Here is a 17,804-nt window from a genome sequence, read left to right as displayed (position 1 = left end):
TTGTCGCTGCGCTCCTCGGCGGCTCAATCATCGTGTGGGGTGCGCCGCTGTGGGTGAGTTGCGTTGTTATGGGTGGTTGAGCAGGTCGCCGTCGCGGTGGCGACGCCGGCCGGCTGTCGAAACCTCTGTTGGGTCGCGATGGGTGGTGACCGCTTGGGGGTGGTTGCGTGGTGTGTTCGGGTTGCGGGGATTTCGACTCGCCTTGTCGCTGCGCTCCTCGGCGGCTCAATCATCGTGTGGGGTGCGCCGCTGTGGGTGAGTTGCGTTGTTATGGGTGGTTGAGCAGGTCGCCGTCGCGACAGCGACGCCGACCCGAAACCTCTGTCACGATCCGCTGGAACGCACGCACATCGCCTGACCGCCGATCCACAGAACCGCCGACGTCCACATCGGTCGCGGCGGCGGAACCACGGCGGGCAGCAACTCGTCGACACTGACCGGGTGACCGTCATCGCGTTCGCCGTCATCGCAGGGTGGCTCGCCCTGATCGCCGACATCGACCGCCGGACCGCGACCATCCCCAACCGACTCGTCGTTCCCGGTGTGCTCGCGGTGACGATGGGTGCCGTGGTCCACCCGATGGTCGCCGTCGGTGCACTGACCGCTGCGCTGCCGTACGCGGTGGCGTTCACCGCGCGACTGTCCGGCGGCGGGGATGTGAAGCTGGCAGGGGTTCTCGGCGGCCTGCTCGCCGACACCGTGTCCGCGCTGCTCATGGTGCTCCTGGCCCAGATCCTGCAGCTGTGCGCGCACCTCGCCGCACGGTCCCGGCAGGACCGCCGACCCCACGCCCCGGCGCTGGTCGTGGCGTGGGCGACGGTGACGATCACCGCCGCCGCGCTCGGTTAGGGCGGAGCTGTTCGCGCCCGGAAGGACGTGCATGGAAGAATCGATCATTGTGTTGCGCTGGATAACCGCCGGAGAGTCTCATGGCCCGGCACTCGTGGCGATCGTCGAGGGAATGGTCGCCGGAGTCGAGATCACATCGTCGGACATCGCCGAGCAGCTGGCCCGCCGGCGCCTCGGCTACGGCCGGGGTGCGCGGATGAAGTTCGAGGCCGACAAGGTCACCGTCATCGGCGGGCTGCGTCATGGCCTGACCCTCGGCGGACCGATCGCCATCGAGATCGGGAACACCGAGTGGCCGAAGTGGGAGACGGTGATGGCCGCCGATCCGGTGGACCCCGCGGTCCTGGCCGGGAGCGCCCGTAACGCGCCGCTCACGAGGCCGCGCCCGGGGCACGCCGACTACTCGGGCATGCTCAAGTACGGCTTCGACGACGCACGTCCGATCCTCGAGCGTGCCAGCGCCCGCGAGACCGCGGCCCGGGTGGCCGCCGGCACCGTCGCCAAGGCGCTGCTGCGGCAGGTGTTCGGCATCGACGTCTTCTCGCATGTCATCTCGATCGGTGCGAGCGCCCCCTACGACGGACCGACCCCACAGTTCACCGACCTCGAGGCCATCGACGCCAGTCCGGTGCGCGCCTACGGCAAGGACGCGGAGGCCGAGATGATCAGCGAGATCGAGGCCGCCAAGAAAGACGGTGACACCCTCGGCGGTGTGGTCGAGGTGGTCGCCACCGGCGTGCCGGTCGGTCTCGGTTCGCATGTCAGCGGTGAGACCCGCCTCGATGCACGACTGGCCGCCGCGCTGATGGGCATCCAGGCGATCAAGGGGGTCGAGGTCGGCGACGGCTTCCAGACCGCCCGCCGACGCGGCAGCGCCGCCCACGACGAGATGGTTCCAGGCCCCGACGGTGTCCTACGCTCGACCAACCGGGCCGGTGGCCTCGAGGGCGGCATGACCAACGGCGAGAGCCTGCGGGTGCGTGCGGCGATGAAGCCGATCTCCACGGTGCCGCGCGCCCTGTCCACGGTCGACATGAGCACCGGCGAGCAGGCCAGCGCCATCCATCAGCGTTCGGATGTGTGCGCGGTCCCGGCGGCCGGGGTCGTCGCCGAGGCGATGGTGGCGCTCGTGGTCGCCCAGGCCGCCCTGGAGAAGTTCGGGGGCGACTCGGTCGTCGAGACCGCTGACAACCTGCAGGCCTACCTCAAGCGCATCGAGTCGCGCCCGCCGCAGCCGTGATCCTCATCGGACGCCCTGCGGTGGTCTTGATCGGCTTCATGGGGGCGGGTAAGTCGACGGTCGGGCGAGTCCTCGCCGACCTGATCGGGGTCGACTTCATCGACACCGACGCCGAGATCGAACGCCGCGAGGGCCGCACCATCCCGGAGATCTTCACCGCCGAGGGTGCCGAGCGGTTCCGCGAGATCGAGCGTGACGTGGTGACCGACGTGCTGGCCACCCAGCGTGGTGTGGTGGCACTCGGCGGGGGAGCGGTGACCACCCCGGCGGTCGCCGAGGCCCTGGACGGGCACCGCGTGGTGCATCTGCGAATCGGTCCCGAGGCCGGTTTCGCCCGTGTCTCCGGGTCGGATCGCCCGATGCTGGCCACCGACGACCCGGCCGCCCGCTATCGCGAGTTGCTCGCCGAGCGTTCCGAGATCTACGGCGATGTCGCGACCCTCGAGGTGGATGCCGGTTCCGGGGACGCGGAGACCGTCGCCGACCTGATCCTCGCCGAGATCGCCCAGAACACCACCGTGTCCGGGGACGGCACCGTCCGCCCCGCCGACAGCCGTCTGAACGAGAGGACCGCATGAGCGAGCAGACCGCAGGAACCGAGCCGGTACGCATCCGGGTCGCCACCGCCTCCCCGTACGACGTGATCATCGGCCGGGGTCTGCTCGGCGAGCTCGCCGAGGCGGCGGCCGGTGCCGACCGCATCGCCATCCTGTATCAGCCGACGCTCACCGCGACCGCCGAACGAATCCGGGAGTTCTTGTCGGAGAAGGGATTCGACGCGCACCGCATCGAGATTCCGGACGCCGAGGCGGGTAAGGACCTGTCGGTGGCGGCCTTCTGCTGGGAGGTGTGCGGCCGGATCGGACTCAAGCGCAACGACAAGATCATCTCTCTGGGTGGTGGTGCGGCCACCGATCTCGCCGGGTTCGTGGCGGCCACCTGGATGCGCGGGATCGGCGTCATCCACGTTCCGACCACGCTGCTCGCGATGGTCGACGCCGCGGTCGGCGGCAAGACCGGCATCAACACCGACGCGGGCAAGAACCTGGTGGGTTCCTTCCACGAACCCGACGCGGTGCTGATCGACATCGCCACCCTCGAGACCGTGCCCCGCAACGAGGTGATCGCCGGGCTCGCCGAGGTGATCAAGACCGGTTTCATCGCCGACCCGGTGATCCTCGACATGATCGAGGCCGACCCGGCCGCCGCGACCGACCCCACCGGCACCGTGCTCCCGGAGCTGATCCGCCGGTCGGTGCAGGTCAAGGCGAACGTCGTCGCGGCCGACCTCAGGGAGTCGTCGCTGCGGGAGATCCTCAACTACGGCCACACCCTCGGCCACGCGATCGAGCGCCGCGAGCGGTACCGCTGGCGTCATGGGGCCGCCGTCTCGGTGGGCCTGGTGTTCGCCGCCGAGCTGGCCCGACTGGCCGGCCGGCTGGACGATGCCACCGCCGACCGTCACGCGTCGATCCTGACGCTGGTCGGCCTGCCCACCACCTACGACGCGGACGCGCTCGGCGACCTGATGCAGGGCATGGCCGGCGACAAGAAGAACCGTTCCGGTGTGCTTCGCTTCGTGGTCCTCGACGGTCTGGCGAACCCGGGCCGGCTGGAGGGCCCCGACCCGTCGCTGATCGCCGCCGCCTACTCGGCCGTCGCCGCCGATGCCACGCCGAACGGCACCACGCTGCTCTGAGTGAATCGCCCGGGCTCCTCGCAACAGAAGCCCCGCAACCGAAGAACCGCCGCGTCCCGATCATCGGGACGCGGCGGTTTCGGTAGGGCACCAGGAGGGCGGAGCGGTCGGCTCAGGAGGCGCTGATCTCCTCGGTGCGGGCTTCGTGCACCGACCAGTCCGAGGTGTCGGGCTCGCGCTTGCGCTGGTCGCGGCGGACCAGGAAGCGGCCCACCGCGGCGCCGATGAAGGCGGGCGCGAAGATCAGCAGGCCGGTGAACGAACCACCGGCGAACAGTTCCACCGCGAAGCTCGCCTGCCCGATGCCGGCGAACCAGAACGTCCCGATCACCCAGGCGATCACCCCGGACACCGCCCCCGCGAACACGCCGGCCTTGAGCCAGCGCACGGTGAGGTCCTGGTAGTCGTCGGGGTCGGGGTTGGCCCGCGCATCGGCGATACCGTCCACGCCACCCCACAGCAGGGCGATCAGCACGACGACGGCGACCACCACGGTCTTCCAGGTCGTCGAGTGCAGCGGGGAGTGGATCACGGCGACGCCGAGCAGGACGCGGGCGAGCACGTGTACGACGGTCATCACGCCGCCACGAAGCAACCACGAAGAAGCCATGGCGGACAGCGTACTAGACAGTAAGTCCCGTCAAGTGCTCTCGACCACACTTTCTGTCCTCGGGTGGCGGAGCACCACCTCGGTGGAGGCGGGGTCGTAGCCTGGATTCGATGAGCACCACAGCATTGTCGGCCACCGCCACCCGTCGCGATCGGTTGCGCGAGCTGCTGCGTTCGGCCGAGAACCCGGTCGACGTCCTGATCGTGTCCGATCTCGTCAATCTGCGCTATCTCAGCGGGTTCACCGGATCCAACGGCGCCCTGCTGGTCTCGGCGGATGGCCCCGACGCCGACCGGATCTGTACCGACGGCCGCTACATCACCCAGGTCGGGTCGCAGGCCGGTGATCTCGTCGCAGTGATCGCCCGCGACACCCCGGCTGCCCTGCTCGAGGAGGCCCGGCGCGCCGGGGCACGGCGGATCGGATTCGAGGCCGACACGCTCACCGTCGCCGCGCACCGGCGGCTGATCGCCGAACTGGACACCACCATCGAGCTCATCGCCACATCGGGGCTGGTCCTGGGTCTGCGCGCGGTCAAGGACGCCGGGGAGATCGCCCTGCTGCGGCGGGCGTGCGCGATCGGTGACGAGGCACTCGCGGCGATCATCGACGGCGGGGTGATCCGGGCCGGCGCGACCGAACGTGCCGTCGCCCGCGCCCTGGAATGGGCGATGTACGCCCGCGGCGCCGACGCCATCGCCTTCGAGACCATCGTCGCCGCCGGGGCCCATTCGGCCATCCCGCACCACCGCCCCACCGATGCCGTCCTCGCCGACGGCGACCTGGTCAAGATCGACTTCGGCGCAGTGTTCGGCGGCTACCACTCGGACATGACCCGCACCTATGTGTTGCATCACGCGCAGGACTGGCAGCGCGAGATCTACGGCCTCGTGGCCACCGCACAGACCGCGGGGCGTGCGGCGCTGACTCCGGGCGCCGACCTGCGCGCCGTCGACGCCGCGGCCCGTGACGTGATCGACGCCGCCGGTCACGGCGAGCACTACGTGCACGGTCTCGGGCACGGGGTGGGACTCGAGATCCACGAAGCGCCGGGAATCGGCAAACTCGCTGCGGGTACACTGCCATGCGGCGCAGTGGTGACCGTGGAACCCGGCGTCTACCTCCCGGGACGAGGTGGCGTCAGGATCGAGGACACGCTCGTCGTCACCGACGGCGAACCGGACCTGCTGACCGCCACCGACAAGGCATTCACCGTCATCTGACGGTCACTCTTCGACGTAGAGGGAAAAGGGAAACACCATATGGCGACCACCGCCGATTTCAAGAACGGCCTCGTGCTGCGCATGGACGACCAGCTCTGGCAGATCCAGGAGTTCCAGCACGTCAAGCCCGGCAAGGGCCCGGCCTTCGTGCGGACCAAGATCAGGAACATCCTGAGCGGCAAGATCGTCGACAAGACCTTCAACGCCGGCATCAAGGTGGAGACCGCCACCGTCGACCGTCGTGACATGACCTTCCTCTACAACGACGGCACCGACTACGTGTTCATGGACGCCCAGGACTACGAGCAGTTCTCGATCCCGCCGGCCACCGTCGGTGACGGCGCGCGCTTCCTGCTGGAGAACATGACCGTCCAGGTGTCGCTGAACGAGGGCAACCCGCTGTTCGTCGAGCTCCCGGTGACGGTCGAGCTGATCGTCGAGCACACCGACCCGGGTCTGCAGGGTGACCGCTCCACCGGTGGCACCAAGCCCGCCAAGATGGAGACCGGTGCCGAGATCCAGGTGCCCCTGTTCATCAACACCGGCGACAAGCTCAAGGTCGACTCGCGCGACGGCAGCTACCTCGGCCGCGTCAACAGCTGATCACCGCTCGTATCGTGAAGAAACCCGGAACCCGGCACAGGGCGCGGCGTCGCGCCGTGGACCTGCTGTTCGAGGCCGAGGCCAAGCAGGTCAGCCCCGCCGATCTCGTCGCCGAGCGCCGTGTATTGGTCCACACCGATGAGAGTGTCGGCCAGATCCATCCCTATACTGCCCGCGTGATCGACGGCCTCGTGGCCGATCAGGCGCAGATCGACGCCGTCGTGTCGTCGCACCTGCGCGGGTGGACCCTCGAACGGCTTCCCGCCGTGGACCGGGCCATCCTGCGCCTGGCCACCTGGGAACTGTTCAACGCCACGGACGTCGATCCGGTCGTGATCGTCGACGAGGCGGTCGAATTGGCCAAGGAGTTGTCCACCGACGAGTCACCCTCGTTCGTCAACGGCGTGCTCGGTCGGATCGCCGATCTCGCACCGCAGGTGCGGTCGGCGGCCGCGGCCGAACTGCCCGGCGACGCCGAGGACTGACGCTCTGCGCTGCCGACCGGCGGTGTAGAGTGTCGCGGAGACAGACGTCCTTTAACGATCCGTCCGGTGAGGCGGAGAAGGAGGTCGGCGTGGTCACGCCCACCACAGGGTCACAGCCCAACCGGCGCGTCCTGCTCGATTCCGGCGATGTCGCCCGGACCATCGCGCGCGTCGCCCATCAGGTGATCGAGAAGAACGCCCTCGACGCCCCCGACGCACCTCGCGTCATCATCATCGGAATCCCCACTCGCGGAACCACTCTGGCGGACCGTCTGGCCGCAAAGGTCAGCGAGTTCGCGGGCCGCGACATCCCGGTCGGCTACCTCGACATCACGCTCTACCGTGATGATCTGCGGGCCAAGCCGCATCGTCCGCTCGAACGGACCGTGGTCCCCGCCGGCGGTGTCGACCACGCGATCGTGGTGCTCGTCGACGACGTCCTGTACTCCGGGCGCACGGTGCGCGCCGCGCTCGACGCCCTGCGCGATCTCGGCCGGCCGGCAGCGGTGCAACTGGCCGTCCTGATCGACCGTGGACATCGCGAATTGCCTTTGCGCGCAGACTATGTCGGCAAGAACATCCCAACCTCCCGGGACGAGAGTGTGTCCGTGCACCTCGTCGAGCACGACGGGATCGACGAGGTGGTCCTCTCCGCCCCGACGGCCGAGGTGGCGGGGGAGGGGAACTGATGCGGCATCTGCTGTCCACCCAGGACCTCTCCGCCGATGCCGCCACCGAATTGCTCGACGAGGCAGAGCGTTTCGAGCAGGCCCTCGCCGGCCGCGAGGTGCGCAAGCTGCCCACCCTGCGTGGGCGCACGGTGATGACGGTCTTCTACGAGAACTCCACCCGCACCCGGGTGTCGTTCGAGGTGGCCGGCAAGTGGATGAGCGCCGACGTGATCAACGTGTCGGCGTCGAGCTCCTCGGTCGGCAAGGGAGAGTCGCTGCGCGACACCGCCAAGACGCTGCGCGCGGTGGGCGCCGACGCCCTGATCGTGCGGCACCCGGCATCGGGAGCGGCCCATCAGATCGCCGCGTGGACCACCGAGGCCGACGGCAGTGGCCCGGCGGTGATCAACGCCGGTGACGGCACCCACGAACACCCCACCCAGGCGCTGCTCGACGCGCTGACCCTCCGTCAGCGGCTCGGCGGCCTCGCCGGTCGCCGGATCGCGCTGGTCGGTGACGTCCTGCACTCGCGGGTCGCCCGGTCCAACGCCCACCTGCTGGCCACCCTCGGAGCCGAGGTGGTGCTCGTCGCACCGCCCACGCTGCTGCCGGTCGGGGTGGAGCAGTGGCCGGTCACCGTCTCCGGCGACCTCGACGCCGAACTCGCCGCCGTCGACGCGGTGATGATGCTGCGTGTGCAGGCCGAACGCATGAACGGGGGGTTCTTCCCCAGCTCACGCGAGTACTCGGTGCGCTACGGGCTCAACGAACGGCGCCTCGCCCTGCTCGACGACAAGGCTGTGGTGCTGCACCCCGGACCGATGCTGCGCGGCATGGAGATCGGGTTCTCGGTCGCCGACGCCCCGCAGGCCACCGTCCTCGACCAGGTCCGCAACGGGGTGCACGTCCGGATGGCGGTGCTCTTCCGTCTACTCGTCGGCACCGAACAGACAGGAGACTCACTGTGAGCGCCCACGCCGGGACCACAACCGCCGCCGGAGGTGTCCGGTCCGGATCGGTCGTCCTGCACCAGGTCAGGCCCTACGGCGAGGGTGACCCCGTCGACGTCGTGGTGACCGGTGGGCAGATCACCGAGATCGGCGCCACGGTCACCGTTCCCGCCGGCGCCGAGGAGATCGACGGCAACGGCGGCGTCCTGCTGCCCGGCTTCGTCGACATGCACACCCACCTGCGTGAACCCGGCCGCGAGGACACCGAGACCATCCGCTCCGGCTCACGTGCGGCCGCGCTCGGCGGCTATACCGCGGTGTTCGCGATGGCCAACACCAGCCCCGTCGCCGACAACTCGACCATCACCGACAACGTCTGGCGCACCGGCCGCGAGGTCGGCCTCGTCGACGTACACCCGGTGGGCGCGGTCACCGTCGGCCTCAAGGGTGAGCAACTCGCCGAGATGGGCATGATGGCGGCCGGTGTCGGCAACGTCCGGATGTTCAGCGACGACGGCAGATGTGTGCACGATCCGCTGATCATGCGCCGTGCCCTGGAGTACGCGAAGGGCCTCGGCGTCCTGATCGCCCAGCACGCAGAGGAGCCGCGACTGACCGTCGGGGCGATCGCCCACGAGGGACCGACCGCGGCCCGTCTGGGTCTGACCGGCTGGCCGCGTGCCGCCGAGGAGTCGATCGTGGTGCGCGACGCGCTGCTGGCCCGCGACGCCGGTGCCCGCGTGCACATCTGCCACGCCTCCACCGAGGGCACCGTCGAACTGCTCCGCTGGGCCAAGGACCAGGGCATCTCGGTGACCGCCGAGGTCACCCCGCATCACCTGCTGCTCACCGACGCCCGGCTCGAGGGCTACGACCCGGTCAACAAGGTCAACCCGCCGCTGCGCGAGGAACGCGACACCCTCGCGCTGCGGCAGGCACTCGCCGACGGCATCGTCGACTGTGTCGCCACCGACCACGCCCCACACGCCTCGCAGGAGAAATGCTGCGAGTTCTCGGTCGCCAAACCCGGCATGCTCGGGCTCGAGACCGCTTTGCCGATCGTGGTCGAGACCCTGGTGCGGCCGGGTCTGCTGGACTGGCGCGGCGTGGCCCGGGTGATGAGCGAGCGGCCCGCCCAGATCGTCGGACTCACCGACCAGGGCCGGCCGATCGCCGTCGGTGAGCCGGGCAACCTGACCATCGTCGACCCGGACACCTCCTGGGTGGTCCACGGTGACGAGCTGGCCAGCCTGTCGTCCAACACGCCGTACGAGGCGATGACGATGCCCGCCACGATCACCGCCACGGTGCTGCGTGGGGTGGTCACCGCGAGGAGCGGGCAGGCGCGGGCATGAACGACATCTGGTTCGACCTGATCATCGTGATCGCCGTGCTCGCGCTGTGGCTGGTGCTGATCTCACTGGTCCTGCGCGGGTGGCGCAATCGCGGACGACGACAGGTCGACGCGGTCGGCGAGATCCCGGTGCCGCCGGACGATCCGGGCCCGGTCACCCTCGGCCCCGACACCGGCCTGTACCTCGGTGCGACGTTCGCGCCGAGCTGGCAGAACCGGGTCGCCGTCGGTGACTACGGCGATCGTGCCGCGTCCTCGATCGGTCTGCACGCCACCGGCATCCTGGTCGAGCGCGACGGGGCGAGCCCGGTCTGGATTCCCAGGGAGTCGATCACCGCGGTCCGCACCGAGCGCGGCCACGCCGGCAAGGTGATGACCGCCGACGGTGTCCTCGTGATCCGCTGGGCCCTGCCCAACGGGACCGAGCTCGACACCGGGTTCCGCGCCGACGACAAGTCCATCTACCCCGGCTGGGTCGCCGAGTTCGATCCCGACGGCGGGCGCGAGAGTTCCGCGCCCGAGTCCGCCCAGCCCGATATCGAACAGAGGAAAGATCAATGACCCCAGCGGTTCTGGTGCTCGAGAACGGGCAGGTTTTCACCGGCCGGGCATTCGGTGCCGTCGGTGAGACCCTCGGCGAGGCGGTCTTCTGCACGGCCATGACCGGCTATCAGGAGACCCTCACCGATCCGAGCTATCACCGGCAGATCGTGGTGGCGACCGCCCCGCAGATCGGCAACACCGGCTGGAACGACGAGGACGGCGAGTCCACCGGCAGCGCCGGCAGCCAGGGTGTCGACGGCGACTCGGGCAAGATCTGGGTCGCCGGTTACGCCGTGCGCAACCCCACCCGCCGCGTCTCCAACTGGCGGGCCACCACCTCCCTCGAGGACGAGCTGGTGCGCCAGGGCGTCGTCGGGATCTCCGGCATCGACACCCGCACGGTGGTGCGCGTGCTGCGCGATCACGGCTCGATGCGCGCCGGCGTGTTCTCCGGTGCCGCCCTCGCCGACACCGACGACCTGCTCACCCGGGTCCGCAACCAGCCGTCGATGAAGGGCGCCGACCTCGCGGGCGAGGTCACCACCGACACCGGGTACCTGGTCGAACCGGCCGGGGAGACCCGCTTCCGGGTGGCCGCCATCGACCTGGGTATCAAGACCAACACCCCGCGCATGTTCGCCGAGCGCGGCGTCGCGGTGCAGGTGTTGCCGTCCACGACGACCTTCGAGCAGATCCGTGACCTCGGCGTCGACGGCGTGTTCCTGTCGAACGGTCCGGGTGACCCGGCCACCGCCGACACCTCCGTCGCGCTGACCCGTGAGGTGCTCGGCGCCGACCTGCCGCTGTTCGGCATCTGCTTCGGCAACCAGATCCTGGGCCGGGCACTCGGTCGTGGCACCTACAAGATGACCTTCGGACACCGCGGCATCAACATCCCGGTGATCGACCACGCCACCGGCACGGTGTCGATCACCGCACAGAACCACGGCTTCGCGCTCGAGGGCGAGGCCGGCGAGGAATTCGACACCGACTTCGGCCGGGCGCGGGTCAGCCATGTCTGCGCCAACGACGGCACCGTCGAGGGTGTGGAGCTGGCCTCCGGCCGCGCGTTCTCGGTGCAGTATCACCCCGAGGCGGCCGCCGGACCCCACGACGCCGCGTACCTGTTCGACAAATTCGTCACCCTCCTCGAGGGTGACCGCGCACGAGGAGCGAGGGCCTGATGCCGCGCCGCACAGATCTGTCCCACGTCCTGGTCATCGGTTCCGGTCCGATCGTGATCGGCCAGGCCTGCGAGTTCGACTATTCCGGCACCCAGGCGTGCCGCGTCCTCAAGGCCGAGGGCCTGCGGGTGAGCCTGGTGAACTCCAATCCGGCCACCATCATGACCGACCCGGAGTTCGCCGACGCCACCTACATCGAGCCGATCACCGCCGAGTACATCGAGAAGGTCATCGAGGCCGAGCGCGACGGTGGCCACCCGATCGACGCCGTGCTGGCCACCCTGGGTGGGCAGACAGCACTCAATGCCGCTGTGGCACTGCATGATCGCGGTTCGTTGGACAAGTACGGCATCGAGCTGATCGGCGCCGACTTCGACGCCATCCAGCGCGGTGAGGACCGGCAGAAGTTCAAGGACATCGTCGCCGAGGTCGGTGGTGAGAGCGCCCGGTCGGCGGTCTGTCACACCATGGAAGAGGTCCGCGCGACGGTCGCCGAGCTCGGCTACCCCGTCGTGGTGCGGCCGTCGTTCACCATGGGTGGGCTCGGCTCGGGTATGGCCTACGACGAGACCGACCTCGAGCGCATCGCCGGTGGCGGTCTGGCCGCGTCACCGACCGCCAACGTCCTGATCGAGGAGTCCATCCTCGGCTGGAAGGAATACGAGCTCGAGCTGATGCGCGATCACCGCGACAACGTCGTGGTGATCTGCTCCATCGAGAACGTCGACCCGGTGGGTGTGCACACCGGTGACTCGGTCACCGTGGCGCCCGCGATGACCCTCACCGACCGCGAATACCAGAAGATGCGCGATCTCTCGATCGCCATCCTGCGTCAGGTCGGCGTCGACACCGGTGGTTGCAACATCCAGTTCGCGCAGGACCCGCGCGACGGACGCCTGGTGGTCATCGAGATGAACCCACGCGTGTCGCGGTCGTCGGCGCTCGCCTCGAAGGCCACCGGCTTCCCGATCGCCAAGATCGCCGCGAAACTGGCCATCGGCTACAGCCTCGACGAGATCACCAACGACATCACCGAGGAGACGCCGGCCTGCTTCGAGCCGACCCTCGACTACGTCGTGGTGAAGGCGCCACGGTTCGCGTTCGAGAAGTTCCCCGGTGCCGACGACACCCTGACCACCACCATGAAGTCGGTCGGCGAGGCGATGAGCCTGGGCCGCAGCTTCGCCGAGGCCCTCGGCAAGGTGATGCGGTCGCTGGAGACCAAGGCCGCCGGGTTCTGGACCGAGCCGCACCGCCCCGATCCGGCGACGCTGGATCTCGACGAGCTGCTCGAGTCGCTCAAGACCCCCAAGGACGGCCGCCTCTACGGGCTGATGCTGGCCTTCGACGCCGGCGCCACCATCGAGCAGGTCTACGAGGCCACCGCCATCGACCCGTGGTTCCTGGCCGAGATCGCCGGGATCGGCGCGCTGGGCAACGAGATCCGCGACGCCGACGAGCTGACCGTGGATCTGCTGCGGGAGGCCAAGTCGAGCGGTTTCTCCGACCGCCAGATCGCGGCGTTGCGCAGTGAGTTCGCCGACCAGGACGAGGTCCGCGCGCGCCGTCACGAGCTCGGTGTGCGGCCGGTGTACAAGACCGTCGACACCTGTGCGGCCGAGTTCGAGGCCAAGACGCCGTACCACTACTCGACCTACGAGCTCGATCCCGCCGCCACCAGCGAGATCGCCCCGCAGACCGAGCGGCCGAAGGTGCTCATCCTCGGTTCGGGTCCCAACCGCATCGGGCAGGGCATCGAGTTCGACTACTCGTGTGTGCACGCGGCGCTGACCTTGAGCGAGGCCGGGTACGAGACCGTGATGGTCAACTGCAACCCGGAAACCGTGTCGACCGACTACGACACCGCCGACCGCCTCTACTTCGAGCCGCTGACCTTCGAGGACGTCCTCGAGGTCTACCATGCGGAATCGCAGTCGGGCGCCGTGGCCGGCGTGATCGTGCAACTCGGCGGGCAGACCCCGCTGAGTCTGGCGCATCGACTCGAGGCGGCAGGCGTGCCGATCGTCGGCACCAACCCCAAGGCCATCGACCTCGCCGAGGACCGTGGCGAGTTCGGCAAGGTGCTCACCGCCGCCGGACTGCCCGCCCCCGCGTTCGGTACCGCGACCAGTTTCGAGGAGGCCCGCGACACCGCCGCCCGCATCGGTTACCCGGTGCTGGTGCGTCCGTCGTATGTCCTCGGTGGTCGCGGCATGGAGATCGTGTACGACGAGAAGTCGTTGGCCGACTACATCTCTCGCGCCACAGAGCTCACCCCCGATCACCCGGTGCTGGTGGACCGCTTCCTGGAGGACGCCGTCGAGATCGACGTCGATGCGCTGTGTGACGGCGACGAGGTGTACATCGGCGGGATCATGGAGCACATCGAGGAGGCCGGCATCCACTCCGGCGACTCCGCGTGCGCGCTCCCGCCGGTCACCCTGGGTCGTGCCGATCTGGCGATGGTGCGCGCCTCCACCGAAGCCCTGGCCAAGGGCATCGGGGTGCGGGGTCTGCTCAACGTGCAGTACGCGCTCAAGGACGACGTCCTCTATGTGCTCGAGGCCAATCCGCGGGCGAGCCGCACCGTACCGTTCGTGTCGAAGACCACGGCGGTGCAGCTCGCCAAGGCCTGTGCCCGCGTGATGCTCGGCACCTCCATCGCAGAGCTGCGCGAGCAGGCGATCCTGCCCGCCACCGGTGACGGCGGGACGATGCCGACCTCGTCGGCGGTCGCGGTCAAGGAGGCGGTGTTGCCGTTCAACCGGTTCCGCCGCCATGACGGCACCGGCATCGACTCGCTGCTGAGCCCGGAGATGAAGTCCACCGGCGAGGTGATGGGCATCGACTCCGATTTCGGTCGCGCCTTCGCCAAATCGCAGACCGCTGCCTACGGGTCGCTGCCCACCCAGGGTGCGGTGTTCGTCTCGGTGGCCAACAAGGACAAACGGGCACTGCTGTTCCCGGTCAAGCATCTCGCCGATCTCGGGTTCACCATCCTGGCCACGGAGGGCACTGCGGATGTGTTGCGCCGCAACGGCGTCGAGTGCACCACGGTGCGTAAGCACTTCGAGGCCGCGCCGGGGGAGAAGACCGTCATCGACGCGATTCGTGCGCACGAGATCGCGATGGTGATCAACACTCCGTTCGGCCAGTCCGGACCGCGTGTCGACGGTTACGAGATCCGTAGTGCCGCAGTGTCGGTCGGTATCCCGTGCATCACCACGGTGCAAGGTGCCAGTGCTGCGGTGCAGGGTATCGAGGCCGCACGCAACGAGCAGATGGGTGTCGAGTCCATCCAGCGTCGCCACGCCGCACTGGTGAACGAACGATGACCGGGTTCGGGGACCGCTACCGCGCGTCGGTCGACGCGCGGGGCCGGCTGTGTGCCGGCATCGACCCGCACACCGAACTCCTCGAGGCCTGGGGGCTGTCGGTGGATGCCGACGGCCTCGGCCGGTTCGCCGACATCTGCATCGAAGCGCTCGGTCCCGCCGCCGCGGTGATCAAGCCGCAGGTCGCGTTCTTCGAGGCGTTCGGGTCGGCCGGGTTCGCGGTCCTCGAACGGGTCATCACCGGCTGCCGGGGGGCCGGTGCGCTGGTCCTGGCCGACGCCAAGCGCGGTGACATCGGCTCCACCATGGCCGCCTATGCGCAGTCATGGCTGGGTGACGCATCCCCGCTGGTATCCGACGCGGTGACGGTGTCGCCGTACCTCGGATTCGGTTCCCTCGCACCGGCTGTCGACGCCGCCCGGGCCGGCGGTCGGGGAGTGTTCGTGCTCGCCCGAACCTCCAACCCGGAGGGCGCGCAGGTGCAGCTCGCCGATGCCGACGGGCGCACCGTCGGCCAGCGCATCGTCGACGACGCCGCCGCGGTGAACGCCGACGGTTCGGCAACCGTCGGCGTGGTGGTCGGCGCGACCCGCGCCCACGGGCTGGATCTGAGCGCATTGCGCGGCCCGATTCTCTCGCCGGGGCTGGGCGCTCAGGGCGCCACCGCAGCGGACCTTCCCGAGGTCTTCGCCGACGCCGACTCGTCGTGGCTGCTGCCCGCGAGTTCGCGCGGCGTGCTGCGTGCCGGTCCCGACGTCGCCGCCATTCGCGCCGCCTTCGAACGAACCCGCGACGAGGTCGAGTCGGCGTTGTAGGCGGCAGCGGCCGCGACACGGACGGAACTGCCGTTCTCTCGACTCCGCGCAACCTGTCGTGTCCCGGTGTCCCCGCCAATCCCGGCGGCGGCTGCCGGCGGAGCGGGGTGCGGGCAGGAACCCGCGTCGAGACCACGTCCATCGAGTGTTCGGGCGGGCTGAGGCGAGCGCGGTGACCGGATGAGCTCGGGCCTGCTCGACCCGGGATCCTCACCGGGGGTCACACCGTCGTCGCGCCCAGCGATCGCATATCGGCCACCATCGGCTGGTGTGACAGGAGACCGGCGTCGACCTTGATCTCCTGTCCGTTGATGCCGGCGGAGTCGTCGGAGGCCAGGAACGCGAATACCTTGGCCTGCTGCTCCGGCGAGGGCATCTCGGGGTTGAGGTTCTGCCGGCGGAAGATGTCCTTGATCTCCTCGGGGAGCTGCTGAGCAGGTGGCGACGTCGTGGTTCCTGGGCTGACGGCGTTACACCGGACCCCTTCCAGCCCGTACTGGGTGGCGAGGAACTTGGTGAGTGCGATCACGCCGGCCTTGGATGCGCCGTACCCACTCAGGCTCGTGTCGCCTGCCGATCCGTGTGTGGATGCCGTGCTGACGATTGTCCCGCCTGCCTTACGCAGGTAAGGCAGTGTGTGCTTGCTCAGCAGCATGACGCTTCGGAGATTCACCGCCATGACGTTGTCCCAGGCCTCGACCGTCATCGTGGCGACCTCGGTGTCATCAGGCGGGAACACGCCTGCGATGTTGATCACGATCGTCGGTTCGCCGAGCTGCTCGACAGTGGTCGCCACGAGCTGCTCGATCTGCTGCTCGGATCGGACATCGGTGTGGACCGCGATCGCCACGCTGTGACCGGCACGCTCGTTGAGCTGTTTGGCCAGTGCCTGCGCGCCTTCGATGTTGATATCGGCGAGCGCGACCTTCGCCCCACCTGCAACGAGTTCGGTTGCGGTGGCGCCTCCGATGTTGAGCCCGCCCGGGTCGACGGTGGTCGCCCCGGTGACTATCGCTGTCTTGCCGTCGAAACTCGGCATGCTGCTACCTTCTCCCATTGGTTGAGGACTGGTTCCCTGCGGCATGTGCCGAGGTCGAGGTCTTCGTCGAATCTGCTGCCAGCCAGGATGGAAAGCACAGAACCAGTTGCTCAACGACCTGTTCCTGTGACCCTTTCGATTCCTCGTCGTCCAGCCAGCGTCCGACGACTCCGAGCACTCCGTGCGCCAGGAAGGGCGCGAGCACCGCCGTGTCCACTTCTGGTGGACGGGTGGTCATCTGGTCGAGCGCGGTGGCGGTCAGTTCTGTGAAGGCCTCCGTGATCCGGCGCACGGCGCCCGCCGGCGCGTGTGATCCGAGCAGCGGCGCATAAACTGCCCGACGCGCATCGATGAATCCGACGAAGGCCGACATTGCACTCCGACTCGCCGCGAGTCCGTCCACCGCGAACAGGCCACGCATCCGGACATCGGCGTCACTGAGCGCGGTGAACAGGTCGCGCAACATGTAGACGGCCAGGTCATCCGGTGACGCGAAGTGCTTGTAGAAGACGGAGCGATGCACACCTGCGGCGCCTGTCAGGGCCGCAACCGTGACCGGTCCCGAGTCGGCGAGCCGGGTGAATGCTTCGACCAGCTTCGTACGAGTACGCATCGCACGTGGATCTTCGCTGGTCACTGTGATGCGCCCCTTGCGCGGAATCGACTGTTGTGAAGAACTCATTTCCCGCGATGCTAGCACTAAACGACAGGTGTCGACGAAGTCCTCTCGTGCCTGCATCGGATCGTTGATCGACCAGGACGAGTCGACGTCGCAACGATCCGCGGTATCCCTGGACCCGTCGGCGTCGTCGGCGACCAAACGGTCGCCGCCGCTGCCAGAACCGGTACCGTGGGCGCCGCAGTGCTTGTCGATCGAACCGTCGCCCGAGAGGGTGCGGTGGCCCGGTCCGGGCGTTCCCGGCCGCGCGTCGGGGTGCGGACAGCGCGCAACGCCGCACGGTGTCGGCTGCGGTCGGTGGTGGGCGTGGTTGCGGCGGGGGGAGACGGCGTACGCCGGACCAGCCGGGCCGTCGAACAGTGCCTGGGCGCGCTGCTCGACCCGCATCCGATCAGTGGTATCGCCAGGACGTATCGCGCCCATGCGGTCGACGAGGTCACCGCGATCAGTCGGATCGACGAGACCCGGATCCGATCCGGGTGCAGCAGCCATTGTGAGCCCGGTTGGGAATGTCCGATTAGCATG

At 68.9% G+C, this 17,804-nt stretch carries 17 protein-coding genes; 14 read left to right on the top strand and 3 right to left on the bottom strand.

The window, feature by feature from the left end:
* The first annotated feature begins 441 nt into the window (after window positions 1-441).
* From ACWDUA_RS02850 to aroB, 4 genes are read left to right on the top strand one after another with little or no spacing between them, the layout of a single operon-like run.
* Complete coding sequence (locus ACWDUA_RS02850; protein ID WP_449749488.1) at window positions 442-849, top strand: prepilin peptidase; 408 nt, start codon at window positions 442-444, stop codon at window positions 847-849.
* Between the two features lie 31 nt (window positions 850-880).
* Window positions 881-2,089 carry a chorismate synthase gene (gene aroC, locus ACWDUA_RS02845; RefSeq protein WP_449749487.1) on the top strand — a complete coding sequence of 403 codons (1,209 nt, stop codon included), beginning with the start codon at window positions 881-883 and terminating at the stop codon, window positions 2,087-2,089.
* A gap of 38 nt (window positions 2,090-2,127) precedes the next feature.
* Complete coding sequence (locus tag ACWDUA_RS02840) at window positions 2,128-2,667, top strand: shikimate kinase (RefSeq protein ID WP_449749701.1); 540 nt, start codon at window positions 2,128-2,130, stop codon at window positions 2,665-2,667.
* Window positions 2,664-3,788 carry a 3-dehydroquinate synthase gene (gene aroB / locus ACWDUA_RS02835; protein ID WP_449749486.1) on the top strand — a complete coding sequence of 375 codons (1,125 nt, stop codon included), beginning with the start codon at window positions 2,664-2,666 and terminating at the stop codon, window positions 3,786-3,788. The genes ACWDUA_RS02840 and aroB overlap by 4 nt, the downstream gene beginning before the upstream one ends.
* Window positions 3,789-3,900: 112 nt before the next feature.
* Here the strand turns inward: aroB and ACWDUA_RS02830 are convergent, their stop codons facing one another.
* Window positions 3,901-4,398 (bottom strand): B-4DMT family transporter, encoded by a 498-nt coding sequence (locus ACWDUA_RS02830; RefSeq protein WP_449749485.1) that lies wholly within the window; start codon window positions 4,396-4,398, stop codon window positions 3,901-3,903.
* A 110-nt stretch (window positions 4,399-4,508) separates the two neighbouring features.
* Here ACWDUA_RS02830 and ACWDUA_RS02825 point away from each other — a divergent pair, with 110 nt between their 5' ends.
* The 10 genes from ACWDUA_RS02825 to pyrF all read left to right on the top strand — a co-directional run bounded on the left by ACWDUA_RS02825 (window position 4,509) and on the right by pyrF (window position 15,561).
* Complete coding sequence (locus ACWDUA_RS02825; protein ID WP_449749484.1) at window positions 4,509-5,621, top strand: M24 family metallopeptidase; 1,113 nt, start codon at window positions 4,509-4,511, stop codon at window positions 5,619-5,621.
* Between the two features lie 39 nt (window positions 5,622-5,660).
* The gene (gene efp, locus ACWDUA_RS02820) at window positions 5,661-6,224 is read left to right on the top strand and encodes an elongation factor P (protein WP_449749483.1); all 564 of its coding nucleotides are present in this window, start codon (window positions 5,661-5,663) and stop codon (window positions 6,222-6,224) included.
* A gap of 14 nt (window positions 6,225-6,238) precedes the next feature.
* Entirely contained in the window at window positions 6,239-6,709 is a 471-nt protein-coding gene (gene nusB, locus ACWDUA_RS02815) for a transcription antitermination factor NusB (protein ID WP_449749482.1), read from the top strand.
* An 89-nt stretch (window positions 6,710-6,798) separates the two neighbouring features.
* On the top strand, window positions 6,799-7,398 hold the full coding sequence (pyrR, locus tag ACWDUA_RS02810) for a bifunctional pyr operon transcriptional regulator/uracil phosphoribosyltransferase PyrR (RefSeq protein WP_449749481.1): 600 nt from the start codon (window positions 6,799-6,801) through the stop codon (window positions 7,396-7,398).
* Window positions 7,398-8,348, top strand: coding sequence for an aspartate carbamoyltransferase catalytic subunit (locus ACWDUA_RS02805; protein WP_449749480.1), 951 nt, complete (start codon window positions 7,398-7,400; stop codon window positions 8,346-8,348). Before pyrR ends, ACWDUA_RS02805 begins: the two co-directional genes overlap by 1 nt.
* Window positions 8,345-9,685 (top strand): dihydroorotase, encoded by a 1,341-nt coding sequence (locus ACWDUA_RS02800; RefSeq protein ID WP_449749479.1) that lies wholly within the window; start codon window positions 8,345-8,347, stop codon window positions 9,683-9,685. The genes ACWDUA_RS02805 and ACWDUA_RS02800 overlap by 4 nt, the downstream gene beginning before the upstream one ends.
* On the top strand, window positions 9,682-10,245 hold the full coding sequence (locus ACWDUA_RS02795; protein WP_449749478.1) for a PH-like domain-containing protein: 564 nt from the start codon (window positions 9,682-9,684) through the stop codon (window positions 10,243-10,245). The genes ACWDUA_RS02800 and ACWDUA_RS02795 overlap by 4 nt, the downstream gene beginning before the upstream one ends.
* Entirely contained in the window at window positions 10,242-11,411 is a 1,170-nt protein-coding gene (gene carA / locus ACWDUA_RS02790) for a glutamine-hydrolyzing carbamoyl-phosphate synthase small subunit (RefSeq protein ID WP_449749477.1), read from the top strand. Before ACWDUA_RS02795 ends, carA begins: the two co-directional genes overlap by 4 nt.
* Window positions 11,411-14,746, top strand: a complete 3,336-nt coding sequence (gene carB / locus ACWDUA_RS02785) for a carbamoyl-phosphate synthase large subunit (RefSeq protein WP_449749476.1) — start codon at window positions 11,411-11,413, stop codon at window positions 14,744-14,746. Before carA ends, carB begins: the two co-directional genes overlap by 1 nt.
* Window positions 14,743-15,561, top strand: coding sequence for an orotidine-5'-phosphate decarboxylase (gene pyrF, locus ACWDUA_RS02780; protein ID WP_449749475.1), 819 nt, complete (start codon window positions 14,743-14,745; stop codon window positions 15,559-15,561). Before carB ends, pyrF begins: the two co-directional genes overlap by 4 nt.
* 220 nt (window positions 15,562-15,781) lie before the next feature.
* Here the strand turns inward: pyrF and ACWDUA_RS02775 are convergent, their stop codons facing one another.
* Together ACWDUA_RS02775 and ACWDUA_RS02770 are read right to left on the bottom strand one after the other, a co-directional pair.
* Window positions 15,782-16,600 carry an SDR family NAD(P)-dependent oxidoreductase gene (locus ACWDUA_RS02775; RefSeq protein WP_020791382.1) on the bottom strand — a complete coding sequence of 273 codons (819 nt, stop codon included), beginning with the start codon at window positions 16,598-16,600 and terminating at the stop codon, window positions 15,782-15,784.
* A gap of 4 nt (window positions 16,601-16,604) precedes the next feature.
* Window positions 16,605-17,771, bottom strand: a complete 1,167-nt coding sequence (locus ACWDUA_RS02770) for a TetR/AcrR family transcriptional regulator (RefSeq protein WP_261977715.1) — start codon at window positions 17,769-17,771, stop codon at window positions 16,605-16,607.
* Window positions 17,772-17,804: the final 33 nt, after the last annotated feature.

The sequence above is a fragment of the Gordonia sp. NPDC003376 genome (genome assembly GCF_053589235.1).
The sequence above is the reverse complement of the archived record's forward strand: the minus strand, read 5'-3'. Positions and strand labels throughout refer to the sequence as shown.